Origin of the sequence: Streptomyces sp. NBC_01298, from assembly GCF_035978755.1 — a bacterium.
GTDB lineage: Bacteria > Actinomycetota > Actinomycetes > Streptomycetales > Streptomycetaceae > Streptomyces.
Genome location: NZ_CP108414.1, coordinates 3,329,581 through 3,354,494, shown reverse-complemented (window position 1 = coordinate 3,354,494; position 24,914 = coordinate 3,329,581). Strand labels below are relative to the sequence as shown.

Below are 24,914 nucleotides of genomic sequence, written 5' to 3'. Positions count from 1 at the left end.
CGCATCTCCCTTCACGCCGAGAGGTCCCTCTTCCCATGGCCCGTCAGTCCCTCATATCGCGCCGCGTGGCCGCGGTCGCCGTCAGCGTCGTTCTGGCCGGGGGCGCCGCCGCCTGCGGGCCCAAGGACGGCACGGACAAGGCGTCCGCCGGTGACAAGCCGGGCGCCGCCGGGGTCGCCCCGCAGAAGGGCGGCACCCTGACCGTCCTCAACAACGAGCCGCAGAGCGACTTCGACCCGGCCCGCCTGTACACCTCCGGCGGCGGCAACGTCCCCTCGCTCGTCTTCCGCACGCTCACCACCCGCAACCGCGAGGCGGGCCCGGCCGGCGCCAAGGTGGTGCCCGACCTGGCCACCGACCTCGGCAAGCCCAACGCCGACGCCACGGAGTGGACGTACACGCTCAAGGACGGGCTGAAGTACGAGGACGGCTCGCCCATCACCAGCGCCGACATCAAGTACGGCATCGAGCGGTCCTTCGCCGCCGAGCTGTCGGGCGGAGCCCCGTACCTGCGCGACTGGCTGGTCGGCGGGGACACGTACGAGGGCCCGTACAAGGACGGCGGCAAGGGGCTCGACTCGATCACCGTGCCCGACGCGAAGACGATCGTCTTCACACTCCGCAAGCCCGAGGGGGAGTTCCCCTTCCTCGCCACGCAGACGCAGTTCGCGCCCGTGCCCAAGGCCAAGGACACCGGGGTCAAGTACGAGGAGCACCCGGTCTCCTCCGGCCCGTACAAGGTCGTCAAGAACGAGAACGACGGCGAACACCTCACCCTGGAGCGCAACGAGAACTGGGACGAGAAGACCGACGAGGAGCGCAAGGCCTACCCGGACAAGATCGACGTCCGCTCCGGTCTCGACGCGGCGGTCATCAACCAGCGCCTGTCCACCAGCTCCGGCGCCGACGCGGCAGCCGTCACCACGGACACCAACCTCGGGCCGGCCGAGCTTGCCCAGATCGGCGGCTCCGCCGACAAGAACGAGCTGAACGGGCGGGTCGGCACCGGGCACTTCGGCTACGTCAACTACCTCGCCTTCAACCCGAAGGTCGCCCCCTTCGACAACCCGAAGGTCCGCCAGGCGATCTCCTACGCGATCAACCGCACCAGCGTGGTCAACGCCGCCGGCGGCTCCGCCCTCGCCGAGCCCGCCACCACCTTCCTGCCCGAGCAGGAGGCCTTCGGCTTCACCCCGTACGACCACTTCCCGGCCGGCAAGACCGGAGACCCGGCCAAGGCCAAGGCGCTGCTGGCCGAGGCGGGCTTCAAGGACGGGCTGACCATCACGCTCACCCACTCCAACGCCCAGAACCGGCAGACCAGCCCCGAGGTCGCCACCGCCGTGCAGCAGGGCCTCGCCGCCGCCGGGATCACCGTCAAGCTGGAGGGGCTGGAGAACAACGCCTTCAACGAGAAGCGCTGGGACGTCAAGAACACCCCCGGCTTCTTCCTCTCCCGCTGGGGCGCCGACTGGCCGTCCGGCGCACCCTTCCTCGCGCCGATCTACGACGGCCGCCAGATCGTCACCAACGGCTCCAACTACAACCACGCCCAGCTCAACGACCCGGCGGTCAACACCGAGATCGACGAGATCGCCAAGCTGACCGACCTCGCGGCGGCCGGCAAGCGCTGGGGCGCCCTCGACAAGAAGATCGGCGAGCAGGCGCTCGACGTACCGCTCTTCCACCCGGTCTACAAGCGGCTCGTCGGCAAGGACGTCAAGAACGTCGTCATCAGCGACTGGACCGGCGTCCTCGACATCTCGCAGGTCTCGGTCAAGTGACGCTCCTCGCCCAGCAGTCGGCGGCCGGACCCGGGGTCACCGCCCCGGGTCCGGGCGCCGGACGGCAGGTCTGGCGGCGGCTGCGCGCCCGGCCCTCGGCCGTGGCGGCGGCCGCCGTCCTCGCGCTCCTCGTCCTGCTCGCCATCACCGCCCCGCTGTTCGCCCACCTCACCGGCCAGGACCCGAACGCCTACCACGACGAGCTCGTCGACTCCGCGCGAGGGGGCGTCCCGCTCGGCTCCTTCGGCGGGATCTCGGGCGAGCACTGGCTCGGCGTCGAACCGGGCACCGGCCGCGACCTGTTCACCCGGCTGCTCTACGGAGCCCGGGTCTCCCTGCTCGTCGCGCTCGGCGCCACCGCCGTCCAAGTCCTCGTCGGCGTGGGCGTCGGGCTCGCCGCCGCGCTCGGCGGGCGGTTCGCGGGCCAGGTCGTCAGCCGGTTCACCGACGTGATGATCGCCCTGCCCCTGCTGGTGATCGCCATCGCGCTCACCGCCGTCGTCCCGCCCGGGTTCCCGCGGCCGCTGCTGCTGATCTTCGTCATCGGGCTGCTCGACTGGGGCGGCGTCGCCCGGATGGTGCGCGCCCAGACCCTCTCCCTCAAGGAGCTGGACTTCGTGGACGCCGCCCGGCTCTCGGGCAACGGCACGCTGCGGATCGCCCGCCGGGAGCTGCTGCCCTCGCTGGCCGCGCCCGTCATCACCCTCGCCGCGATCAAGGTCCCGACCGCCATGGTGGTCGAGGCCTCCCTGTCCTTCCTCGGGGTCGGCGTGAAACCGCCCACCCCCTCGTGGGGGCAGATGCTGTCCAGCGCCCAGACCTGGTTCCGCGCAGACCCCGCCTACGTCCTGCTCCCCGCCGGGCTGCTCTTCGTCACCGTGCTCGCCTTCACGGTGCTCGGCGACGCCGTCCGTACGGCCCTCGATCCGCGCGAGGACTCGCGGCTGCGGGTCGGCACCAGAAAGGAGCGCAAGGCGTGACCCGCCCCCAGCTACCGCCGGGGGGACCCCCGGTGCTCAAACGGACCGGCGGCGCACTGCTCGTGCTGCTCACGCTGTCCGTCGTGATCTACGCCCTCTTCTACCTGGTCCCCGGCGACGCCGCCCGCCTCGCCTGCGGGGAGCGCTGCAACCCGGCGCAGATCGCCCAGGTGCGCGAACAGCTCGGGCTGAACGAGTCGGTGGTCGCGCAATACCTGCACTTCCTCCAGGGACTGCTGGTGGGCCGCGACTCCTCCGGCGGCGCCGGGCTCGTCCTGCACTGCGACGCGCCCTGCCTCGGATTCTCGTACCAGAACGACCAGCAGGTCACCGAGCTCCTGCTGGAGCGGCTCCCCGCCACCCTGTCGCTCGCGCTGGGCGCGCTGGTCATCTGGCTCGTGATCGGCGTCGGCACCGGACTGCTGTCCGCGCTGCGCCGCGGCGGTCTCACCGAGCGGGCGCTGACCGTGGTCACCCTCGCCGCCACCGGCACCCCCGTCTTCATCCTCGGGCTGCTGCTGCTCATGACCGTCTGCGCCTACCTGCAGTGGCTGCCCTTCCCCACGTACGTACCGCTCGGCGACGATCCCGAGCAGTGGGCGTGGAACATGCTGCTGCCCTGGGTGACCCTCGGCTTCTTCGGGAGCGCCAAGTACGCCCGGCTGAGCCGCAGTTCCATCCTGGAGACGCTCGCCGAGGACCACATCCGCACCTTCCGCGCCTACGGGGTGGGGGAGCGGGTCGTCGTGACCCGGCACGCCGTGCGGGGCGCGGTGGCCCCGGTGATCGCGCTCAGCGCGGTGGACTTCGGCACGATGATCGGCGGCGCCGTGCTCACCGAGTCGCTGTTCGGGATCCCCGGACTCGGCAAGACCCTCATCGACGGCGTACGCGTGGTGGACCTGCCCGTGGTGGTGGGCGTGGTGCTCACCATCGGCGCGGCCGTCGTGCTCGCGGGCGTCGTCGCCGACGTGCTGTACGCCGTCGCGGACCGAAGGGTGGTTCTGGCATGAGCCTCATGACGAACGGTTCGCTGGTGGACGTCACCGGCCTCACCGTCGACTTCCCGGTCGGCCGGCCGGGGGAGTACCTACGGGCCGTCGACGGGGTGTCCTTCACCCTGGAGCCCGGCCGCGCCCTCGGCATCGTGGGGGAGTCCGGGAGCGGCAAGTCCACCGTCGCGGCGGCCCTGTTGGGACTGCACCACGGCACCGGCGCCCGGCTCGGCGGCACCGTCCGGGTCGGCGGGACGGACGTGGGCGGGGCCTCCCCGGCGGAGCTCAGGCAGCTGCGCGGGGCCGTCGCCGCGATGGTCTTCCAGGACCCGCTGAGCTCCCTGGACCCGTACTACGCCATCGGCGACCAGATCGCCGAGGTGTACCGGGTGCACGCCCCCGTCTCCCGGCGGGCGGCCCGGGCCCGGGCGGTGGAGGTGCTGGACCGGGTGGGCATACCCGACGCGGTACGCCGCTCCCGCGCGCGGCCGCACGAGTTCAGCGGGGGCATGCGGCAGCGGGCCCTGATCGCGATGGCGCTGGCGTGCGAACCGAAGCTGCTGATCGCGGACGAGCCGACCACGGCGCTGGACGTCACCGTCCAGGCGCAGATCCTCGACCTGCTGCACGGACTGCGGGAGGAGCGGGGGCTCGGGCTGCTGCTGGTCACGCACGACGTGGGGGTGGCGGCGGAGAACGTGGACGCGGTGCTGGTGATGCGGGACGGGGGTGTCGTGGAGCGGGGCCCGGTGGAATCGGTGCTCTCCGCTCCGGCCGATCCGTACACCGCGGCGCTGCTGGCGGCCGTGCCGCGGCTCGACGCGGTGCGGGTGCCCCGGCCGGGGGCCGTACGGGCGCTGCCCGTGCCCGCGCCTCAAACGCCGGCGGGGCTGGAGACGGCGCCGCTGGAGTCCGTGCCCGTCGTCGAGGCGTTCTCCCTGCGGAAGGAGTTCGGGCGGGGGAAGCGGCGGGTGGAGGCCGTGGGCGGGGTGTCGCTGTCCGTGCGGGGCGGGGAGACGCTGGGGATCGTCGGGGAGAGCGGCAGCGGCAAGAGCACCCTCGGGCGGATGCTCGTCGGGCTGCTGGAGCCCGGTTCCGGGCAGGTCCGGCGGGACGGGGTAGAGAGCGCCGGGGTGGTGCCCGGCGTGCAGATGGTGTTCCAGGACCCGGTGTCCTCCCTCAACCCGCGCCGCTCCATCGGCGAGTCCATCGCGGATCCGCTGCGCGCGGCGGGGGAGCGGGACCAGCGCGCGATCCGGGCCCGGGTCGGCGAACTGCTGGTCCGGGTGGGGCTGGAGGAGGCGCACTACGACCGGTACCCGCACGAGTTCAGCGGCGGCCAGCGCCAGCGCGTCGGCATCGCCCGGGCCCTCGCGCCCCGGCCCCGGCTGATCGTCTGCGACGAGCCCGTCTCGGCCCTCGACGTGACCACGCAGGCGCAGGTCACCGCCCTGCTGGCCGAGATCCAGCGGGAGCTCGGCATCGCGCTGGTCTTCATCGCGCACGACCTCGCGGTGGTGCGCCAGGTGAGCGACCGGGTCGCGGTCATGCGGGGCGGGGTGATCGTGGAGGAGGGCCCCGTCGACGAGGTCTACGACCGGCCGGCGCACGCCTACACCCGGGAGCTGCTGGCCGCCGTCCCGTCCCTCGACCCGGCCCTGGCCGCCGCCCGCCGGCTCGGCCGGCACCGCTCCGGGGAAGTGCTCGCGGGAGCCTCGTAGACCGCTCCGCGCGGCGCTTGTGTCTTCTTAGCGCGCTCGAACGCGAACCGTACGGGAAAGTTACGACTCTTCACCCCTTCCGGTGGCGCGACGGACAACCGTCCGTCGCGCCTTCGGCATATCCGCTTGAGTTCGTATCCGGCGGGTCGCCGGACCGACGGAGACCGCCTGAAACGGGAGATCGGGGGTGCCACTCGTGCGGATCGGACTGCTCACGGAAGGTGGTTATCCGTATGTCACGGGGGAAGCGAGGCTGTGGTGCGACCGGCTCGTGCGCGGGCTTCCCCAGCACGAGTTCGAGCTCTACGCCCTGAGCCGCAGCGCCGAGCAGGAGGAGCGCGGCCGGCTGCCGCTGCCCTCCCATGTCACCCGGGTGCGGACCGCCCCGCTGTGGGCTCCGGCCGACGACGGGCGCAGCTACCGGCGCCGCGAGCGCCGCCGCTTCGCCGCCGCCTTCACGGAGTTGGTCCGCGGGATCTGCGGAGCCGACCCCGCGCGGTTCGCCGACGGGCTCTACGGGCTGGCCGCCCTCGCCTCGGAACAGGGCGGGCTGTACGCGGCACTGCGCTCCGAGACGGCCGTACGGGCGGTGGAGTCCGCCTGCCGCGCCCCGGAGGCGAGCAGGGAAGTGCAGCGGGCACAGGTCGCGGACCTGCTGGAGTTCGTGGACGAACTGGAGCGGATGCTGCGGCCGTTGTCCCTGGACTGGTACGAGGAGCTCAGCGAGGTCGATGTCTGTCACGCCGCCGCGGGCGGTGTGGCGGCGCTGCCCGGGCTCCTGGCCAAACGCTTCTTCGGAGTACCGCTCCTGGTCACCGAGTACGGGGTCCAGCTCCGGGCCCACTACCTCGCGCAGTCCGCGCGGGACGAGCGGCCGGCCGTACGGGCCCTGCTCGCGGCGTTCCACACCCGGCTGGCCGGCGAGATCTACGCCCAGGCCGACCTGCTCACCCCCGGCAACGCGCACGCCCGGCGCTGGCAGGAACGCTGCGGGGCCTCCCGCGAGCGGCTGCGGACGGTGTACCCCGGGATGGAGGCGGACCGATTCGCCGCGGTGGGCGAGGATCCGGCCTGCGGGGACCCGCACACGCTCGTCTGGGTCGGCCGGGTGGACCCCGCCAAGGACCTGATCGCGCTGCTGCACGCCTTCGCCGAAGTGCGCAGGGCCGAACCGCGCGCCCGGCTGCGGATCTTCGCGACCTCGGTCGGGACGGGCCCGGGCGGTGCGGGCCCCGGCGGCGGGCACCACGAGGTCGGGCACGGCTACCTGGCCGACTGCCGCTCGCTCGCCGCGCAGCTCTTCCCCGACGAGGCCGCCGACGCGCACGCGGTCGGTGAGAACCCGGTCACCTTCGAGGAGATCGGCGGACCCGAGGTGCCGTCACCGGCCCACGCGTACGGCTCCGGGCGGGTGGTGGTGCTCTCCTCCGTCATCGAGGGCTTCCCCATCACCCTGGCCGAGGCGATGTTCTGCGGCCGGGCCACGGTGTCCACCGACGTCGGCGCCGTCGTCGAGGTGATCGGCGGGACCGGGCTCGTGGTGCCGCCGCGCAATCCGCGCGCGCTCGCCGAGGCCTGCGTCACGCTGCTGCGGGACCCCGAGCGGGCGCAGCGGCTCGGGTCGGCCGCCCGGGCACGGGCCCTCGAACTGTTCACCGTCGAGCAGAACGTCGCCGCCTTCCAGGACTCCTACCTGCGACTGCTGGCCCACGGCCCGGCCCGCCCCGACGGCACGGGGGTGCCCTTCGAGCAGCCGCCCGAGGCCCGGGTCCCGGGCCACTGGGCCACCCCCACCTGGGCCGCGCCCCACCCCGGATCCGTGGCCCCGTCCGCCCCTTCCGAGGGCCAGGCGTCCGATCCGGCGTCCGATCCGGCCTCCGATCCGGCCTCGGGGCCGACCTCCGGGCAGGCCGACGCACCGGTCGGGGGCGGCGCCGTCGGCCCGCAGGCCGACGTGACCGGGGCTCCCGCCCCGGACCGGGCTGCCGTCCCGGGTCCGGGCAGTGCCCCCGACGCCGGCCCCGCCGGGCACGGCGTCGGCCGGGCCGCAGACCGGGCGCCGGACGCCGACCGGGCCCCGCACCCCGACCAGGCCCCGCACCCCGACCGGGCCCCGCACCCCGACCGGGCCCCGTACGCGGAGCGTGTCATGGTGCCCGCCGCGCGGGCCGCGCGCGCCGCCGGTTCGGAGGCCTCCGCGTGACCGTGCCCCTGGACGAAGCCGTCCCCCCCTCGGACCCGCCCCCGCCCCGCCGGCCCCGCTCCGGCGGGGATCCCGTCAAGGCGCTGCTCCACCGCCACCGGGAGCTCTGCGAACACGCCGTGGACCCGCTGGAGATCGCCGCCGGGCTGGAGGCGCACGGCATCACCGACCGCACCGCCGCCCGGTTCCGCCACCGCGACGTCTTCTCCCTCGCGGAGGAGCTCTACGCCCGGACCCCCCGCGACGGCGCCCCGCCCGCCCCGCCGGCCGGGAGCCCGGACCGCGCCAGGGCCGTACGGGGCTTCGGCTACGCGCTGCTGCCCGGGGCCCTCGCCCTCGGCGCGGCCGCCGCCGGGGTGCCCTGGGCCGGAGCCCTGGCGGTGCTCGTCACCGTCGCCGCGCTCGGCCGGCCCGGCCGGTCCGCCGGAGGCCGGTTCCCCGCCGCCGTGTACCTGCTGGCCGCCGCCGCCCTCGGCTGGGCCGTGCACCGGCACGGCACTCCGCTCGGCGTCGCGCTGGCCGTGGCCGCCGCCCCCGGACACCTGGCCGGCGCCGTCTTCGCGGCCCGCGCCCGGAGCCGGCTCGCCGGGAGCCGGGCCCTGGAGGACTTCGCCGACGGGGTGAGACCCCTGCTCCTCGGGACGCTCGCGCTGTACGCCGCGGCCGCCGCGGGAGCGGCCGCCCTGGCCGGGACCCCCCTGGCGGTGGCCGTACCGCTCGCGGTGCTGCTCCTCCTGACCCGGTTGCTGCTCGGCCACGGAGCCCCCCGCGGAGCCCTCGCGGCGGCCCTGGCCCTCGTACTCGCCCTGCTCCCGGTCCCGGCGGCGCCGTTCGCCGCCGCGGTGGGAGTCCTCGTACCCGCCGTCCTCGCGCTGTCGCGGGCCTCCGCGCACGCGCAGCGGCCCTGAACCCCCTGAATCCTTCGGAAGCAGACACCGAAGCGCCCTACCCCCCACCCCCGATCCACCCATCCAGCAAGGAGACACAGGACATGACCGGCCAGCCAACCAACCAAGGGGCCGCGCGATGAGGGTGCTGCTGATCGGAGCCAACGGATACCTCGGACGCTACGTCGCGGACCGGCTGCTCGCCGACCCCGCGGTCCAGCTCACCGCGCTCGGCCGCGGCGACGACGCGGACGTCCGCTTCGACCTCGCCACCGGCAGCCCCGGCGCGCTCACCCGGTTCCTCGACGCCGTCCACCCGGGCGTCGTCATCAACTGCGCCGGAGCCACCCGGGGCGGTGCCCGCGAGCTCACCCGGCACAACACCGTCGCGGTGGCCACGATCTGCGAATCGCTGCGCCGCAGCGGCTGCGGTGCCCGGCTCGTCCAGCTCGGCTGCGCGGCCGAGTACGGGCCCAGCCAGCCCGGTTCCTCCACGGCCGAGGACGCCGTCCCCAGACCGGGAGGGCCGTACGGAGTCAGCAAGCTGGCCGCCACCGAGCTCGTGCTCGGCTCCGGGCTGGACGCCGTCGTGTTGCGGGTCTTCTCGCCCGTCGGCCCCGGCACCCCCGCCGGATCCCCCCTCGGCCGGCTCGCCGAGGCCATGCGGCGCGCGATGCAGTCCGGGGACGGCGAGCTCAAGCTCAGCGGGCTCGGCGTGCAGCGCGACTTCGTCGACGTACGGGACGTGGCGCGGGCGGTGCACGCCGCTTCGCTGTCGGCGGCCCAGGGCGTCGTCAACATCGGCACCGGCCGTGCGGTCCGGCTGCGCGACGCGGCCGCCGTGCTGGCACGGGTCGCCGGGTACGGAGGCTCGCTGCACGAGATCGACGTACCGCAGCACGCCCAGCACCCGCAGGCGCACGGGCACCCCGGGCGGCCCGCCGGGCTCGCCGCCATCGGCTCCCCGCGCTCCGAGGCCACGGCCGAGCAGCTCGCCGCCGCGACGGCCCAGCCCCCGTACCCCTACCCGGACGGGTGCGGAGCCTGGCAGCAGGCGGACGTCCGTACCGCCCGCGACCGGCTCGGCTGGCGGCCGCGGATCAACCTGGAGGAGTCCCTCGCGGACATCTGGATGGAGGCGGCGTGCCGCATCTGACCACCCCGCCGGCCACCGGCCAGGCGGCCACCGAGGCGGGCCGGCTCGGCTTAGGGGTACCGGGGTACGCGCATCCGCTGCTGGCCCCGGTGGAGTGGGCCGAGCTGACCCGGCCCGGCACCCCGCTGCACTGGGCCGTCCTCAACGTCACGGACGGGCCGGGCGGCCGGCCCGACCCGCACTGCACGGAGGCCGCCGCGAAGCTCCGTCACGCGGGCGGCGCGGTCCTCGGCCATCTCGCCATGCGAGACGGCGAGCGGTCCTTCGGGGAGCTGATCTCCGACGCCCACCGCTTCCGGGACTGGTACGGAGCCGACGGCTTCTACCTCGCCGACGCCCCGGCGGGGAAGGCGGAACTGGCCTCCGTGCGCCGGGTCGCGGACACCCTGCGGGGCCTCGGCGAGGACCTGCGGATCGTCCTCGGACACGGCACCCATCCCTACGAGGGATACACGGAGACCGCCGACCAGCTGGTCACCTTCTCCGGGAACTGGGCCGACTACCGCTGGTCGCAGGTGGCGGAGTGGACGGCGGACCACCCGCCGGAGACGTTCTGCCACCTAGTGCACGGGGTACCGCGCACGCACCTGGAGGAGGCGCTGCGGATCGCTCGCTGGCAGGGCGCGGGCACCATCTGGTTCACCGACCGGCGCGGGGCCGCGGACCGGGATCCCTGGGCGTCGATGCCCGGGTACTGGGACGAAATCGTCTCGCGGATCGGACCGGGTGTCTCGGAATGAAGGAGGGCGTGGCAGTGTTACGGGAAGAACCACCGTTAAGACTTAATCATCTACGGAGTCCCCGTGTCGCTGCCACCCCTGGTAGAGCCAGCTGCTGAGCTCACCGTTGACGAGGTCCGTCGGTACTCCCGCCACCTGATCATCCCCGACGTGGGGATGGACGGCCAGAAGCGCCTGAAGAACGCCAAGGTGCTGGCCGTGGGCGCGGGCGGCCTCGGCTCGCCCGCCCTCATGTACCTGGCCGCGGCCGGTGTCGGCACGCTGGGCATCGTGGAGTTCGACGAGGTCGACGAGTCGAACCTCCAGCGCCAGATCATCCACAGCCAGGCGGACATCGGCCGTTCCAAGGCCGAGTCGGCCCGCGACAGCGTGCTGGGCATCAACCCGTACGTGAATGTGGTCCTTCACGAAGAGCGGCTCGAAGCCGACAACGTGATGGAGATCTTCAGCCAGTACGACCTCATCGTCGACGGCACGGACAACTTCGCCACGCGCTACCTCGTGAACGACGCCTGCGTGCTGCTGAACAAGCCGTACGTCTGGGGTTCGATCTACCGCTTCGACGGCCAGGCCTCGGTCTTCTGGTCCGAGCACGGCCCGTGCTACCGCTGCCTCTACCCGGAGCCGCCCCCGCCGGGCATGGTCCCGAGCTGCGCCGAGGGCGGCGTGCTGGGCGTGCTCTGCGCGTCCATCGGGTCCATCCAGGTCACCGAGGCCATCAAGGTCCTCACGGGCGTCGGCGAGTCGCTGGTCGGCCGCCTGATGATCTACGACGCCCTGGAGATGCAGTACCGCCAGGTCAAGGTCCGCAAGGACCCCGACTGCGCGGTCTGCGGTCCGAACGCGACCGTCACGGAGCTCATCGACTACGAGGCCTTCTGCGGCGTCGTGTCGGAGGAGGCCCAGGAGGCCGCGCTCGGCTCGACGATCACTCCCAAGCAGCTCAAGGAGTGGATCGACAACGACGAGCCGATCGAGATCATCGACGTCCGCGAGATCAACGAGTACGAGATCGTCTCGATCCCCGGCGCGAAGCTGATCCCCAAGGGCGAGTTCCTGATGGGCACCGCCCTGGCGGACCTGCCGCAGGACAAGCGCATCGTCTTGCACTGCAAGACGGGTGTCCGCAGTGCGGAAGTCCTCGCGGTCCTGAAGTCCGCGGGCTTCGCGGACGCGGTCCACGTCGGCGGCGGCGTCATCGGCTGGGTCCACCAGATCGAGCCCGAGAAGCCGATCTACTAGAAGTCATAAGAAGGGGCCGTACCTCGCTCGCGCGAGGTACGGCCCCTTCGCCGTGTTCCGGTGCGTCCGTGTGTTCCGTGTGTTCCGGGCCTAGACGGGTGCGGTCGGCGTCGGGGACTTCGTCGCCGTGCAGACCGTGCCCGCGCCGGGCACCTTCCCGTCGAGCAGGTAGGAGTTCACGGCCTGCTGCACGCAGGGGTCGCCGCTGTTGTAGGCGCCGTGCCCCTCGCCCTTGAAGGTCAGCTCCACGCCGACGCCGGGGCCGAGCCGCTCGACCATCTTGCGGGCGCCCTCGTACGGGGTCGCCGGGTCACCGGTGTTGCCGATCACCAGGATCGGCGCCGAGCCGGGGGCGGAGACGTCCGGGGTGTTCCAGGCGCCGGCGACGGGCCAGTCGGTGCAGCTCATCATGGCCCAGCCGAGGAAGTCCCCGAAGACGGGCGAGGCGGCGCGGAACTCCGGCAGCTTCGCCTTGGTCTGGGCGAGGGTGTACCGGTCCTTGGAATCGGCACAGCTGATGGCGGTGTTGGCCGATCCGATGTTGCTGTAGGTGCCCTTCGGATCCCGGCCGTTCAGCGCGTCGGACATGGCGAGCAGCAGCTGCCCCTGGCCGCCTTCGGCCTCGTCCAGGCCCTGTTCCAGCAGGGGCCAGGCCTCTTTGGAGTACAGGGCGAAGGCGATGCCGTTGGTCGCGGCGTCATCCGTGAGCAGCCGGTCGCCGGAGCCGGGGATGGGCTTGACCGCCAGCTCCTTCTGGAGCTTGATGATGTTCGCCTCGATCTCCTTGGCGGTGCTGCCCTGCAGCTGGCAGGAGTCGCCGCGGTTCACGCAGTCCTGGGCGAAGTTGCCGAGCGCGAGCTGGAAGCCCTTGGCCTGGCCGAGGGCGCCCTGCTCGGAGTTGTTGGTCGGGTCGACCACGGCGTCGAAGACGGCCCTGCCCACGTTCTTGGGGAAGAGGTGGGCGTAGACCCCGCCGAGCTCGGTGCCGTAGGAGATGCCGAAGTAGTACAGCTTCTCGTCGCCGAGGGCCTGGCGGAGCCGGTCCAGGTCGCGGGCCGCGTTCTCGGTGCCCACGTGGGGCAGCACCTTGCCGGACCTCTTCTCGCAGGCCTCCTTGTACTTCTTGGAGGTGGCGAGGAACTGCTTCTCCTCCTCCGGCGTCGTGGGGCTGGAGTCGGCGGCGTAGTACGCGTCCAGCTGCTTGTCGTCCTCGCACAGCACGGGCGCGCTCCGGCCGACCCCGCGCGGGTCGAAGCTGACCAGGTCGTACCGCTCGCGCAGGGCGCCGTAGTCCTTCGCCGCGCCGGGCAGGGTGCTGATGCCGGAGCCGCCGGGGCCGCCGAAGTTGAAGACGAGGGAGCCGATCCGCTTGTCCTTGTCGCGGGCCTTGGCCCGGATCAGGGCCAGGGGGATCGTCTCCCCTTCCGGCTCGGCGTAGTCGAGGGGCACGTCGAGGACGGCGCACTGCCAGTCCTTGCCGGGGACCTGTCCGACGCCCTCGGCGGGGGTGGGGGCCTCGCACTCGCCCCACTTGGGCTTCTCGATGCCCTGAGCGGCGCCGTCCTTGCCCCTCTTCTCCTTGCCTCCGCCGTCGGAACAGGCACTGGTGGCGAGCAGCGCGGCGGCAGCGGCGGCGGCAGCGGCGACCCGCAGGGCGTGTGTGGGCATGTCTTCATCCTGTGCGCGTGTCGCGCGCCCCGCCCCCGCGCTGACCCATCCGGGTCACGGGGGCGGGGGCGCGATCGGTCACTGGGCGGCCGTGGCGGCGGGGATGTCGACGGCGGCGGCCCGGCGGGCCGGCCAGAGGGAGGCGAGCAGGGCGCCGGCCAGGGCGAGCAGCACCCCGAGGGCCAGCTGTCCCCAGGGGATGACCAGGGCGTATCCGGCGACGCTCTCCTGGAGGGTGTGGCCGAGGGCCCAGCCCGTGAAGATGCCCATGGCCGTGCCGACGGCCGCGCCGAGGGCGCCGACGAGCAGGGCCTCCATGCGGATCATCCGGGTCACTCCGGCCCGGTCCAGGCCGAGGGCGCGCAGGGTGCCGATCTCCTTGCGGCGTTCGAGCACGGACATCGCGAGGGTGTTGGCGATGCCCAGGGCGGCGATCACCAGGGCCATGCTGAGCAGGGCGTAGAACAGGCTGAGCTGGTCGCCGATGCCGCTGGTGTCCTCCGCCCGGACGCCCTCCTTATCGAGGACGGACAGGGCGGGGTTGTCACCGAGCGCCTTGACCACGCTCGCGAGCTGGGCCCGGCCGGGTCCGCCCGCGGTGGCCACGACGATCGAGTCGGTGTACGGGGTGGAGTCGAAGCGGGCGACCAGGGAGTCGGGCGCGGTGATGCTGGGCAGCACCTTGCTCTGCTGGTCCGCGTGGTAGATCGCGCCGATGGTGACCTCGCCCCGCTTGTCCAGCCGCTTCACGGGGAGGCTCCGGCCGACCTCCCAGCCGTTGGCCCGGGCCTTGTAGTCGGCGACGGCGATCTTGCCCTCGGCGAGGCTGTCGAGGGAGCCCGCGGTCACCTCGTAGCGCAGGAGGCGGCCGATGGCGGCGGGGTCGACGCCGGTCAGGACGGAGGGGACGCCGCCGATCTCGTACTCGGTGGACTGGTTGAGCGGGCTGTAGGTGGCGCCGGCCAGCTTCTTGAGGGGCTCGGCGGTGGCAGGGGTCATCCGCTGCCCGCCCGAGGGGGCCCGCACCAGATAGTCGCCGGTGATGTCGCGGGTGGTCGCGCCGTCGAGGTACTGGGTGGCGGAGGCGCCGAGGACGGACAGCCCCGAGGCGAGTGCGATGGCGATGGCGAGCGCCGCGGCCGTGGCGCCCGTACGACGCGGATCGCGCACGGTGTTGCGGGCGGCGAGTTCGCCCTGCACCGGGCTCACCCGGACCAGCAGCGGCCGGAGCAGGGCGGTGAACGGCCGGGACAGGAGCGGGATGAGGGCGATCGCGCCGGTCAGGGTGAGGGCCGCGCCGAGCCCGATCACGGTCCGGGCGTCCTCGCTGGTGGTGAGGGCGCCGTACAGGGTGGTCGCCGCGCCGGTGAACAGCAGCGCGGCTCCGATGCCGGTGCGCAGGGAGCCGGCGCGTGCGGGTGCGGCGGGCTCGGCGGCGCCGAGGGCGGCGACGGGCGGGATGGCCATGGCCCGGCGGACCGGCACCCAGGCGGCGATCACCGGCAGGGCGGTGCCGACCACCAGCGCGATGACCACGGTGGAGGGGAGGAGGGCCAGCGGGGCGGCCGGGCCGTCGGCGGCGGAGAAGAGTGCCTGGAGCAGGGCCGCGACCCCGGTACCGGCCAGGACGCCGGCCACGGAGGCGATCAGGCCGACGAGGACGGACTCGGTGAGAAGGATGCGGCGCACCTGCTTGCGGGTGGCGCCGACGGCCCGCATCAGGGCCAGCTCCCGGGTGCGCCGGGACACCAGCATGGTGAAGGTGTTGGAGATGAGGAAGGTGGCCACGAACAGGGCGACCGCCGCGAAGCCCAGCATGATCTGGCTCATGGTGTCGCTGTCGCTGGAGGCCATGTTGGCCTGGAGGCGGGCGAGTTGGACGCCGGTGACGGCGGTGGTGTCCTTGGGCAGCACAGGTTCCACGCGCTGGAGGAGCTGCGCCACATCGGTGCCGGGTGCGGCCGTGATCTCGATGTCCGTGTACCGGCCGGGCCGCAGGAACAGCTTCTGGGCGGCGGCATCGGAGAACAGCAGCAGGCTGCCGCCGGGGGAGAGCTTGGAGGCGTCGGTGCGGAAGACGCCCTGGAGCGCGTACGAGGCCGCGCCCGTGCCCGTACCGACGCGCACGGTGTCGCCGACGCGGTAGCCGCCCTTGGCGGCGCTCGCCTCGTCGAGGGCGATCGCGTGCTCGCCGGTCGGGCCCGCGCCCGCGGTGAACCGGTACGCCGGGTCCGTACCGTCCTTGGCCGGGGCGAAGTTGCCGCCCTTGCGGAAATCGGCGCTGCCCAGCAGCCGGCCCTCGTGGTCGGCGACGGCGGCGAAGCCGCTCACCCGGCCCGCGGCGGCGGCGACCCCGGGGACCTCGGCCAGGGTGGCCGCGGTGTGGGCGTCGAGGGTGGCCGGCGGGGCTCCGGGGAGGGTGTTGGGCGCGACGTTGAGGGAGACGCGGTCGTAGCCGGCGCTCGCCCGGTCGACGGCGGCCCGCTTCAGGCTGTCCCCGTAGACGAGGCTGCCGGTGACGAAGGTGACCCCGAGCATGACCGCGAACACGGTCATCAGCAGGCGGGCCTTGTGCGCGAGCACGTTGCGCAGGGCGGTACGGAACATGGGGATGCGGATCCTGGGAGGCGGGCCCGGGGGAGCGGGCGGGCGGCTGGTGAGGTGCGGGGGGACCCGGCCGGGTCAGCTCGTGCGGGTCAGCTCGTACGGGAGCGGGCTTCGAAGGCCTTCATCCGGTCCAGGACCCGGTCGGCGGTGGGCCGGACCATCTCGTCGACCAGCCGGCCGTCGGAGAGGAAGACCACGCGGTCGGCGTACGCGGCGGCGACGGGGTCGTGCGTGACCATGACCACGGTCTGGCGCAGCTCGCGGACCGAGTCGCGCAGGAAGCCGAGCACCTCGGCCCCGGCGCGGGAGTCGAGGTTGCCCGTGGGCTCGTCGCCGAAGACGATCGCGGGCCGGGAGACCAGGGCCCGGGCCACCGCCACGCGCTGCTGCTGCCCGCCGGAGAGCTGCCCGGGCCGGTGGCCGAGGCGGTCCGCGAGGCCGGTCATCGCCACCACGTGGTCCAGCCACTGCCGGTCGGGCTGCCGGCCGGCGATGGTCAGCGGCAGGGTGATGTTCTCCAGCGCGCTGAGCGTGGGCAGCAGGTTGAACGCCTGGAAGACGAAGCCGATCCGGTCGCGGCGCAACCGGGTGAGCTGCTCGTCGTTCAGGGAGCCCAGCTCGGTGGTGCCGATGCGGACGGAGCCGGAGCTGAAGGAGTCGAGCCCGGCGGCGCAGTGCATCAGGGTGGACTTGCCGCAGCCGGAGGGCCCCATGATCGCGGTGAACTCCCCCTCGCGGAAGGCGATGTCGATCCCGTCCAGGGCGACGACCCGGGTCTCCCCGCTGCCGTAGACCTTCGAGAGGCCGGTGGTGGCGGCCGCGATGCCGGTCGGTGCGGGGTGCGGGGCATGCGGGGCATGGGGGACGGCGGCGGTCACGGGGACTCCTCTTCGGTGCGGGAACCTGCACTTCGAAGGGTGTCCGGGGGAGGTATCGGGGCCCCGCCCGCCGGGTACCGGCGGGCGCTCCGCTGTGTATCGGTCAGGTAGCGGGCCGGCTGCCGCCGCGGGGCTGGATTTGCCGGTGCGCGGCGGTCAGGTCGGCAGGTGCAGGGTGGCGATGGCGCCGCCGTCCGGGGCGTTGGTGAAGTGGAGTTCCGCGCCGAGGACCCCGGCCTGGCCCAGGGCGATGGTCAGGCCCAGGCCGTGGCCCGTACCGCGCTCCGCCCGGCCCGTGTGGAAGCGGCGGGGGCCCGCGAGCAGCAGGTCCGCGGGGAAGCCGGGGCCGTGGTCGCGTACGACGACGGTGCGGTCGTCGACGGTGACCCGGACCGGGGCCTCACCGTGCCGGTGGGCGTTGACGACGAGGTTGCCGACGATCCGTTCGAGGCGGCGCGGGTCGGTCTCCACGCTCCCGGCCCCTTCGGCGACCTCGACCTCGGTGGGCAGGCCGGTGCGCGTCACGGCCTCGGAGACCACCGCGCCGAGCGGGACCCGGGCGTGGACCGGCAGTTCGGCGCCGGCGTCGAGCCGGGAGACCTCCAGGAGGTCCTCGACCAGCCCGCGCAGATCGCGCACCCGGGCCCGGAGCAGGTCCTCCGTCTCCCCGGGCGCCAGCAGGTCCGCCGCGGCCAGCAACCCGCCCACGGGCGTGCGCAGTTCATGGGCCACGTCGGCGGTGAAGCGGCGCTCGTCGCGCAGCTTCCGGCCGAGGGAGTCGGCCATCAGATCGACGGTGGCCGCGATGTCGTCAACCTCGTCGCGGCCCTTGGTGGGTCCGGTTCGGGCGTCCAGGTCCCCGGCCGAGATCCGGCCCGCGGTCTCGGAGACCTGCCGCAGTCTGCGGGCGACCAGCCCGGCTCCGTAGGCCGCCAGGGGCGTGGCCCCCGCGAGGACGACCAGCGAGGCGACCGCCATGGTCACGTCGAGCTGCCGCAGCCCGTAGAGCCCCGCGTTCATGCTGACCCGGAGGGCGAGTACGGGGCTGCCCGGACCGCCGACCCGCTGGGCGCCCCAGATGCCCGGCGGGATGCTCCCGTCGAGGCCCCCGTAGGAGGCGGTGTGCCGGTCGCCGTCGGCCAGGTTCCTCAGTGAGGCGGGCAGCTCGGCGGGATCGAGCTCGGCACCGTCCACGAGCGTTCCGGTGCGCCGGTAGGTCTCCACGGCCGAGTACACGCTGTTGGAGGCCTGCATTTCGGCCTGTTCCCGGATCTCCTTCGCGGTCCACAGGTGCACCAGTACGCCGATCGAAGCGGCGACCAGGCAACCGGTGGCCGCGGCCAGCGCGGCGATCTTCCAGCGCAGGGGCACGCGGCGCGGCCCGGGACGGCGGAGCGAACGCACGGCTCTCAGCGCCTGAGCTTGTAGCCGAAGCCGCGGACCGTTTCGATCCGGTCCCGGCCGAGCTTGCCGCGCAGCCGCTGCACGCACAGGTCCACGACCCGGCTGTCGCCGTCCCAGCCGTAGTCCCAGACGTTGCGCAGCAGGGTGTGGCGCTCCAGCACGATGCCCGGATGCGCGGCGAACTCCAGCAGCAGCTTCAGCTCGGTCGGGGTGAGCGCCACCGGGGTGCCGCCGACGGCCACGTCCAGGCCGCCCGTGTGGAGGGTCAGGTCCCCGAAGGTCAGCAACTCCCCCTCGGAGGGCCCCTGATCATCGGTCGTGGCCTGCCCTGCCGCCGGGGCGGGCGCGTAGGTGGCCCGCCGCAGCAGCGAGCGGATGCGGGCCACGAGCACGTTGGTGTCCACGGGCTTGACCACGTAGTCGTCCGCCCCGGCCTCCAGGCCCGAGACGATGTCCAGCCCGTCACCGCGCGCCGACATCATCAGGACCGGGACCAGGCTGGTCTCCCGGACCTTGCGGCACAGGCCGATCCCGTCGAGACCGGGCAGCATCACGTCGAGGATCAGCAGGTCGAAGTCCTCGTCACGGAAGGCTTCGAGGCCCGCGAGCCCGTCGGCGGCGGCCCGCATCCGGTACCCGTAGCGCTCCAGGGCGACGGTGAACGAGCGGCGCATCAGCTCGTCGTCCTCCACCAGCAGCACGCGGACGGGGCGCGCGGCGGCGGGATCCGGGGTGGGGGAGGACACGGGGGACGACTCCTGTTCGGCGGGCAGGCGGGCAGGCGGGCAGGCGGGCAGGCGAGCGGGCAGGCGGGCGAGCGGGTACCGATAAGAAACGATAGGGCCGCGGACGAGGAGATTCCCCTTGCCGCGGCCCCGTGGACCGATCAGATGAAGGGCCGAGCGTCCGCTGATACCCGCCCGATACGAAGACCGCGCTGCCCTACGGCCGGGACTTACGGCCGCGCCAGGACCTGCTTCGCCGCCGCGCGCCCCGTCGCGACGCAGGCGGCCACGCCCACGCCCTCGTACGCCGCTCCGCACAGGTCGATGCCGGGGAGCTTCCCGGCGGCCTCGCGGATGCGGGCGACGCGCTCGCGGTGTCCGACGCCGTACTGGGGCAGGCCCCGGTCCCAGCGGGTGACGCGGGTGGCCAGGGGTTCGCCCATGGGGCCCACCGCGTGGTGGAGCTCGGCGATGGCCGAGCGGACCAGGTGGCGGTCGGGGCGGCCGAGCAGCTCGTCCTCGCCGATGCGCCCGATGGAGGCGCGGAGCACGAAGGTCTCGGGGGCCGAGTCGTGCAGCCAGGACCACTTGTTGGAGAGGAAGGAGGCCGCCTTCAGGGTGTGGCCGTCGACCGGCGGGACCAGGAAGCCGTTGCCCTCGGGGAGGAAGTGGGCCTGGGCGCGCGAGAAGGCCATGGTGATGACGGCGGTCGACGCGTGCGGGATCGAGGAGAGTTCGGCCTCGGCGAGCGGGGAGTGCGGGCGCAGCAGCTCCGCCGCCGCGAAGGCGGGCAGGGCGAGGATCACCGCGTCGGCCTCCATCGTCAGCGCGCCGTCGCCGGTCATCGCCTGGACGCGCCAGCGGTCGCCGGCGATCCGCTGGAGGGAGCGGGCCGTCGTCCCGGTGAGGATGCGGGCTCCGCAGGCTTCCGCGACGGCCGCCGGGAAGCGCCCGGTGCCGCCGACGACGCCCTGGACGGCCACGGCCCCCGAGCGGGGGGCGCCCGCCGCGCGCATCCGGCGCAGGGCCGGGAGGAGCGGGGTGCCCTGTTCCGCGAGGGCGGCGATGCGGGGCATGGCCGCGCGCAGCGAGAGCCGGTCGGCGAGGCCGGCGTAGACGCCGCCGAGCATGGGTTCGATGAGCCGGTCCACGGCCTCCTGGCCGAAGCGGCCCGCCAGGTATGCGGTGACCGAGCAGTCCTCGGTGAGCGGGGTGGCCGGGAGGGTCTCCTCGGCGGCGACGCGTGCGACGCCCTCGGGGGAGAGCAGGCCGGTGCCGATCAGCGCGGAGGGGTCGGTGGGGACGCCCATCACGTGTCCGGCGGGCAGCGGGCGCAGGGCGCCGTTGGTCCAGATGGTGGTGGCGGCCTTCGCGGGATCGCAGAGGGCCTCGCCGAGTCCGACGGCGGCGGCCAGTTCCACGGCCTCCGGGCGCAGGGCCATGAGGGATTCGGCGCCCTCGTCGACGGTGATGCCGGCGATGGTGCCGGTCCGGAGCTTCCCGCCGACCTTGGCGTGGCTCTCCAGGACGGTCACGTCGGCCTGGCCGCGCAACTGCCACGCGGCGGCCAGACCGCTGATCCCGCCACCGATGACGATCACTGAACGCATGTTTTTCTCCCGTGGCCCCGAGGCCGTGGTCGATATGTTCCCGCATGAAACTTATGTCAGCGGGGTGCTTCAGCGCCTCATGCTTTCGGCCAGAGCCTTGATGTCCTGCGGATACGGGAAGCTGCCGGGCTCGTACGCGCAGTACGGGTCCGCCTCCAGCACGTCGCGCGTGAAGCCGTACGCCCGGGAGCGCGAGCCCCCGCACACCGTCTTGAACTCGCACGCCCCGCACTTCCCGCGCAGCAGCGAGGGGTCGCGGAGCTTGGTGAAGAGCGCCGATCCCCGGTAGATCTCGGTCAGCGGGTGGTTCTTCACGTTGCCCGCCGACAGGGGCAGGAAGCCGCTGGGGTGCACCTCACCGGTGTGCGAGATGAAGACGAAGCCGCGGCCCGAGGAGACGTCCATGGGCGGCCGGCGCACGGCCCGCCGCTCCCCGTCGAAGACGCCCAGTTCGCGGGCGCGGGCCGAGAGGCGCTCGTACAGTGCTCCCAGGACCGGCTTCTCGCCGCGCGCGTCCAGGACGGTGCGCTGCATCACGACCCGCCGGAAGTGGTGGCCCTCCGTCGTCTTGGTGGCCATCACCGCCCCGCAGTCGTACAGGAAGTGCAGGACGTCCTCGATCTCGGCGGCGGTCAGCGAGTCCAACTGTTCCCCGCGCCCGGTCGGGACCAGGACGAAGCCCGACCAGAGCATCGCGCCCTCGCGCTTGACCAGTGCCGCGATGTCGGCGAGGTCCTCCAGGCTGTCGCGGGTGACCGTGGTGTTGATCTGCACCTTGAGCCCGAGCTCGCGGGCGGCCCGCCAGCCCTCCAGCGTCCAGTCGTAGACCCCGGGCACCCCGCGGAAGGCGTCGTGCCGCTCCGCCGTCGAACCGTCCAGGGAGAGCGAGAGCGCGATGGCCCCCGCTTCCCGCACCGCTACGAGGTTCTCCCGGGTCAGCGTCGGCGTACCCGACGGGGACACCGCGACCCGCAGGCCCAGCGAGGTCCCGTACGCGACGAGGTCGGTGAGGTCGGCGCGCTGGAAGGGGTCCCCGCCGGTGATGACGAAGAGCGGGCCGGGCTTGCCGAAGGCGGCGATCTGGTCCATCACCCGGCGGGCGTCCGCCCCGTCGAGCTCCTCGGGGTGGCGCAGGGTCTGGGCCTCGGCCCGGCAGTGCAGACAGGCCAGCGGGCAGGCCCGGGTGGCCTCCCAGATGACGATGAAGGGCCGGTCGGAGACCGCGTGGCGGGGCTGCCGCACGACGGTGTGGGAGGACCGGGCGGTGTGTTCGGGGCGGGGACGCGTGGGCTCGGGGCGGGGATTCAAGAGACCCGCTCCCAGCCGCGCTTGGTCTCACGGTTGGCGAGCTGCTTCGGGTCCCGCTTGCGGTAGACCACGTACGGCCGGAACAGGTACTTCAGCGGCACCGAGAACATGTGCACCAGGCGCGAGTACGGGATCAGCGCGAACAGCGTGAAGCCGAACAGGATGTGGATCTTGAAGGCGAGCGGGGCGCCCGCCATCAGGTGGTAGTCCGGGGTGAAGGTGAACAGGCTGCGGAACCATACGGAGATGCCGTCGCGGTAGTTGTAACCGTCCGTCATCCCGGCCGAGTTCATCAGCGTGGCCGTCAGCCCGAGGATCATCGCGCCCAGCAGGAACGAGTACATCAGGTGGTCGCTGCGCAGCGTCGCCTTGCGCACGGCCGGCACCTTGAAGCGCCGGTAGACCAGGATCCCGATGCCCACGGCGGCCGCGACGCCCGCGACGGTGCCGGTGGCCAGCGCCATCAGGTGGTAGGCGTGGTCGCTCAGGCCCACCGCGTCGGTCCAGCTCTTGGGGATGAGCAGGCCGACCACGTGGCCCACGATCACGAAGAGCATGCCGAAGTGGAAGAGCGGCGAGCCGATCCGCAGCAGCCGCGACTCGTGCAGCTGCGAGGAGTGCGTGGTCCAGCCGAACTTGTCGAAGCGGGCCCGCCAGACCGTGCCCGCGATCAGCAGGGCGATCGAGACGTACGGCAGTACGCCCCACAGGAGGAGGTCCATCAGGCGGGCATCCTTTCGGAGGCGGAGGCGGAGGCGGAGGCGGAGGCGGCGGAAGCCGTCGTGGGCCAGGGGAGGTCGGTCGGGGCCGAGGACGGAAAGTCGGCGGGCATGTCGAGGCCGGGCCCGAAGGGCTCCAGCGCCGAGCCCGCGCCCACCAGCTCTTGCGGCGGCCCGTTCCTCGCGAGGGCCTTCGCCTCCGCCTTGGTCTCGGGGGAGGGGCCGGGCAGCGTCGCGCAGACGGCTTCCAGCACCCGGGCGTACGGGGACCCGGACTCGGTGAGCGCCAGGCGCAGCAGCTCCAGCCCGGCCCGGTGCTCCTGGAGCAGCCGGGTGCCGGCCTCCTCCTCGCGGGCGGCGAACTCCAGGGCCACCGGCAGGAAGTCGGGCAGCTCCTCGCCCGCGAACTCCAGCCCGAAGTCCCGGTAGATCCGCTTCAGCCGGACCAGGGACAGCCCGCGCCGGCGGGTGTCCCCGTCGATCCACCAGGTGAGGTAGAGGCAGCGCCGGTTGCGGGTGTCGAAGGTCGAGGTGTACCGGGAGCACAGCTCGATCGGGGTCTGGAGCTCGACCTCGTCGAGGAACGCCCCGAGCAGTGCGGCCGGTTCGGCGGGCGCCCCGGCGAGGGCCGCACGGAGCCGCGGGAGTTCGTCGTGGAAATAGTCGCCGGGATACTGCAGTACGCAGCCCGCGACCAGGCGTACCAGTGCATCGCCACTCATCGGTTGCCGGATCACGAACGCCTCCTCGTATCACCGAGGTTGAGCATCACCCGGGGTTCGGGCAGGGCGCTCACGGGGCATCCCTGGTCTGCTTCGTTCAGCGGGTGGGAATCGGCCAGCGCGTCGGCCTCGGCCCGCGCGGCGCTGGGGATCACGAAGCGGTCCTCGATCTTGGCGATGGCGAGGAGCCGGAACATGTCCTCCATCTCCTGCCCGGACAGCCCGACGGCCCGCGCGATCGACTCGTCCCGCTCCTCGCCCAGGTTGACGCGGCGCATGTAGGCGCGCATCGCGGCCATCCGGCGCAGCACCGCCTCCACCGGCACGGTGTCGCCGGCGGTGAGCACCGCGGCGAGGTACTCGACGGGGATGCGCAGGGACTCGATGGCGCCGAACAGGTTCCCGGCGTCCTCGCCGTCGCTGCCGGTGGCGGCGACCGCCTCGACGACGGGGGAGAGCGGCGGGACGTACCAGACCATCGGCATCGTCCGGTACTCCGGGTGGAGCGGGAGGGCGACCTGGTAGGTGGCGATCAGGTCGTAGACCGGGGAGTCGCGGGCCGCGTCGAGCCACTCGTCGGTGATGCCCGCCGCGCGGGCGGCGGCGATCACGGCGGGGTCCGCGGGGTCCAGGAAGCACTCCACCTGGGAGGGGTACAGATCGTGCTCGTCCTCGACGGCGGCGGCCTCGGCCACCTTGTCGGCGTCGTAGAGCATCACGCCGAGGTAGCGCATCCGGCCCACGCAGGTCTCCGAGCACACCGTCGGCATGCCGACCTCGATGCGCGGGAAGCAGAAGGTGCACTTCTCGGCCTTGCCGGTCTGGTGGTTGAAGTACACCTTCTTGTACGGGCATCCGGTCACGCACATCCGCCAGCCGCGGCACTGGTCCTGGTCGACCAGGACGATGCCGTCCTCCTCGCGCTTGTACATCGCGCCGGAGGGGCAGGAGGAGACGCACGCGGGGTTGAGGCAGTGCTCGCAGATCCGCGGGAGGTAGAACATGAAGCTCTGCTCGAACTCGAAGCGGATCTTCTCGCCGACCTCGTCGCGGATCTTCTCGATGATCGGGTCCTGCGGGGCGTGCGTGGGCGCGCCGCCGAGGTTGTCGTCCCAGTTGGGACCCCACTCGATCTTGTCGATGGGCTCGCCGGTGAGCTGCGAGACGGGCCGGGCGGTGGGCATGTCGTCGCCCGCCGGGGCCTCGGTGAGGTTCTTGTACTCGTAGGTCCAGGGCTGGTAGTAGTCGTCGATCTCCGGCAGGTCCGGGTTCGCGAAGATCTTGCCCAGCTTGGCGAGGCGGCCGCCCGCCTTGAGGCGGAGCTTGCCGGAGCGGGTGCGCTCCCAGCCGCCCTTCCACTTCTCCTGGTCCTCCCAGCGGCGCGGGTAACCCTGGCCGGGGAGGGTTTCCACGTTGTTGAACCAGACGTACTCGGTGCCCTGCCGGTTGGTCCACGCCTGCTTGCAGGTGACCGAGCAGGTGTGGCAGCCGATGCACTTGTCCAGGTTCATGACCATCGCGACCTGTGCCATGACGCGTCCGATTTTCGCTTCGCGAGGGGGCAT

19 protein-coding genes are annotated in these 24,914 nt (G+C 73.1%); 9 read left to right on the top strand and 10 right to left on the bottom strand.

From position 1 onward, the window contains the following. Window positions 1-35: 35 nt before the first annotated feature. The 9 genes from OG730_RS14835 to moeZ all read left to right on the top strand — a co-directional run bounded on the left by OG730_RS14835 (window position 36) and on the right by moeZ (window position 11,708). On the top strand, window positions 36-1,784 hold the full coding sequence (locus tag OG730_RS14835; protein ID WP_327304687.1) for an ABC transporter substrate-binding protein: 1,749 nt from the start codon (window positions 36-38) through the stop codon (window positions 1,782-1,784). Further along, window positions 1,781-2,764 (top strand): ABC transporter permease, encoded by a 984-nt coding sequence (locus tag OG730_RS14830; protein WP_327304686.1) that lies wholly within the window; start codon window positions 1,781-1,783, stop codon window positions 2,762-2,764. Before OG730_RS14835 ends, OG730_RS14830 begins: the two co-directional genes overlap by 4 nt. Further along, window positions 2,761-3,777 carry an ABC transporter permease gene (locus OG730_RS14825; RefSeq protein ID WP_327304685.1) on the top strand — a complete coding sequence of 339 codons (1,017 nt, stop codon included), beginning with the start codon at window positions 2,761-2,763 and terminating at the stop codon, window positions 3,775-3,777. The genes OG730_RS14830 and OG730_RS14825 overlap by 4 nt, the downstream gene beginning before the upstream one ends. Continuing rightward, window positions 3,774-5,480 carry a dipeptide ABC transporter ATP-binding protein gene (locus OG730_RS14820; RefSeq protein WP_442814922.1) on the top strand — a complete coding sequence of 569 codons (1,707 nt, stop codon included), beginning with the start codon at window positions 3,774-3,776 and terminating at the stop codon, window positions 5,478-5,480. The genes OG730_RS14825 and OG730_RS14820 overlap by 4 nt, the downstream gene beginning before the upstream one ends. A 196-nt stretch (window positions 5,481-5,676) precedes the next feature. Continuing rightward, on the top strand, window positions 5,677-7,683 hold the full coding sequence (locus tag OG730_RS14815; protein WP_327309268.1) for a DUF3492 domain-containing protein: 2,007 nt from the start codon (window positions 5,677-5,679) through the stop codon (window positions 7,681-7,683). After that, a complete protein-coding gene (locus OG730_RS14810) occupies window positions 7,680-8,591 on the top strand; it encodes a hypothetical protein (protein WP_327304684.1) in 912 nt (303 codons plus the stop codon). The genes OG730_RS14815 and OG730_RS14810 overlap by 4 nt, the downstream gene beginning before the upstream one ends. Before the next feature lie 118 nt (window positions 8,592-8,709). Further along, on the top strand, window positions 8,710-9,726 hold the full coding sequence (locus OG730_RS14805) for an NAD-dependent epimerase/dehydratase (protein ID WP_327304683.1): 1,017 nt from the start codon (window positions 8,710-8,712) through the stop codon (window positions 9,724-9,726). Further along, on the top strand, window positions 9,714-10,466 hold the full coding sequence (locus OG730_RS14800; RefSeq protein ID WP_327304682.1) for a spherulation-specific family 4 protein: 753 nt from the start codon (window positions 9,714-9,716) through the stop codon (window positions 10,464-10,466). Before OG730_RS14805 ends, OG730_RS14800 begins: the two co-directional genes overlap by 13 nt. Before the next feature lie 63 nt (window positions 10,467-10,529). After that, entirely contained in the window at window positions 10,530-11,708 is a 1,179-nt protein-coding gene (moeZ, locus tag OG730_RS14795) for an adenylyltransferase/sulfurtransferase MoeZ (RefSeq protein WP_327304681.1), read from the top strand. A 90-nt stretch (window positions 11,709-11,798) separates the two neighbouring features. Here the strand turns inward: moeZ and OG730_RS14790 are convergent, their stop codons facing one another. The 10 genes from OG730_RS14790 to narH all read right to left on the bottom strand — a co-directional run bounded on the left by OG730_RS14790 (window position 11,799) and on the right by narH (window position 24,914). Then, on the bottom strand, window positions 11,799-13,376 hold the full coding sequence (locus tag OG730_RS14790) for an alpha/beta hydrolase (RefSeq protein WP_327304680.1): 1,578 nt from the start codon (window positions 13,374-13,376) through the stop codon (window positions 11,799-11,801). A gap of 78 nt (window positions 13,377-13,454) precedes the next feature. After that, window positions 13,455-15,983, bottom strand: coding sequence for an ABC transporter permease (locus OG730_RS14785; protein WP_327304679.1), 2,529 nt, complete (start codon window positions 15,981-15,983; stop codon window positions 13,455-13,457). Between the two features lie 89 nt (window positions 15,984-16,072). Next, window positions 16,073-16,861 carry an ABC transporter ATP-binding protein gene (locus tag OG730_RS14780; RefSeq protein WP_327304678.1) on the bottom strand — a complete coding sequence of 263 codons (789 nt, stop codon included), beginning with the start codon at window positions 16,859-16,861 and terminating at the stop codon, window positions 16,073-16,075. Window positions 16,862-17,017: 156 nt separating this feature from the next. After that, window positions 17,018-18,265 carry an ATP-binding protein gene (locus OG730_RS14775; RefSeq protein WP_327304677.1) on the bottom strand — a complete coding sequence of 416 codons (1,248 nt, stop codon included), beginning with the start codon at window positions 18,263-18,265 and terminating at the stop codon, window positions 17,018-17,020. Between the two features lie 5 nt (window positions 18,266-18,270). Then, the gene (gene cseB / locus OG730_RS14770) at window positions 18,271-19,011 is read right to left on the bottom strand and encodes a two-component system response regulator CseB (RefSeq protein WP_327304676.1); all 741 of its coding nucleotides are present in this window, start codon (window positions 19,009-19,011) and stop codon (window positions 18,271-18,273) included. 209 nt (window positions 19,012-19,220) lie between these two features. Next, complete coding sequence (gene hemG / locus OG730_RS14765) at window positions 19,221-20,600, bottom strand: protoporphyrinogen oxidase (RefSeq protein WP_327304675.1); 1,380 nt, start codon at window positions 20,598-20,600, stop codon at window positions 19,221-19,223. A gap of 69 nt (window positions 20,601-20,669) precedes the next feature. Further along, on the bottom strand, window positions 20,670-21,908 hold the full coding sequence (locus OG730_RS14760; RefSeq protein WP_327304674.1) for a TIGR04053 family radical SAM/SPASM domain-containing protein: 1,239 nt from the start codon (window positions 21,906-21,908) through the stop codon (window positions 20,670-20,672). Beyond that, window positions 21,905-22,630 (bottom strand): respiratory nitrate reductase subunit gamma, encoded by a 726-nt coding sequence (narI, locus tag OG730_RS14755; protein WP_327304673.1) that lies wholly within the window; start codon window positions 22,628-22,630, stop codon window positions 21,905-21,907. Before narI ends, OG730_RS14760 begins: the two co-directional genes overlap by 4 nt. Then, window positions 22,630-23,349 (bottom strand): nitrate reductase molybdenum cofactor assembly chaperone, encoded by a 720-nt coding sequence (gene narJ, locus OG730_RS14750; RefSeq protein WP_327304672.1) that lies wholly within the window; start codon window positions 23,347-23,349, stop codon window positions 22,630-22,632. The genes narI and narJ overlap by 1 nt, the downstream gene beginning before the upstream one ends. Before the next feature lie 11 nt (window positions 23,350-23,360). Further along, on the bottom strand, window positions 23,361-24,914 hold the full coding sequence (narH, locus tag OG730_RS14745; RefSeq protein ID WP_442814921.1) for a nitrate reductase subunit beta: 1,554 nt from the start codon (window positions 24,912-24,914) through the stop codon (window positions 23,361-23,363).

Coding starts and splice junctions, on each gene's coding strand:
- hemG (WP_327304675.1), bottom strand. CDS start 20,600: ATGCGTTCAGTGATCGTCATCGGTGGCGGGATCAGCGGTCTGGCCGCC.
- OG730_RS14820 (WP_442814922.1), top strand. CDS start 3,774: ATGAGCCTCATGACGAACGGTTCGCTGGTGGACGTCACCGGCCTCACC.
- OG730_RS14805 (WP_327304683.1), top strand. CDS start 8,710: ATGAGGGTGCTGCTGATCGGAGCCAACGGATACCTCGGACGCTACGTC.
- OG730_RS14835 (WP_327304687.1), top strand. CDS start 36: ATGGCCCGTCAGTCCCTCATATCGCGCCGCGTGGCCGCGGTCGCCGTC.
- narJ (WP_327304672.1), bottom strand. CDS start 23,349: ATGAGTGGCGATGCACTGGTACGCCTGGTCGCGGGCTGCGTACTGCAG.
- narI (WP_327304673.1), bottom strand. CDS start 22,630: ATGGACCTCCTCCTGTGGGGCGTACTGCCGTACGTCTCGATCGCCCTG.
- narH (WP_442814921.1), bottom strand. CDS start 24,914: ATGCCCCCTCGCGAAGCGAAAATCGGACGCGTCATGGCACAGGTCGCG.
- OG730_RS14790 (WP_327304680.1), bottom strand. CDS start 13,376: ATGCCCACACACGCCCTGCGGGTCGCCGCTGCCGCCGCCGCTGCCGCC.
- OG730_RS14785 (WP_327304679.1), bottom strand. CDS start 15,983: ATGTTCCGTACCGCCCTGCGCAACGTGCTCGCGCACAAGGCCCGCCTG.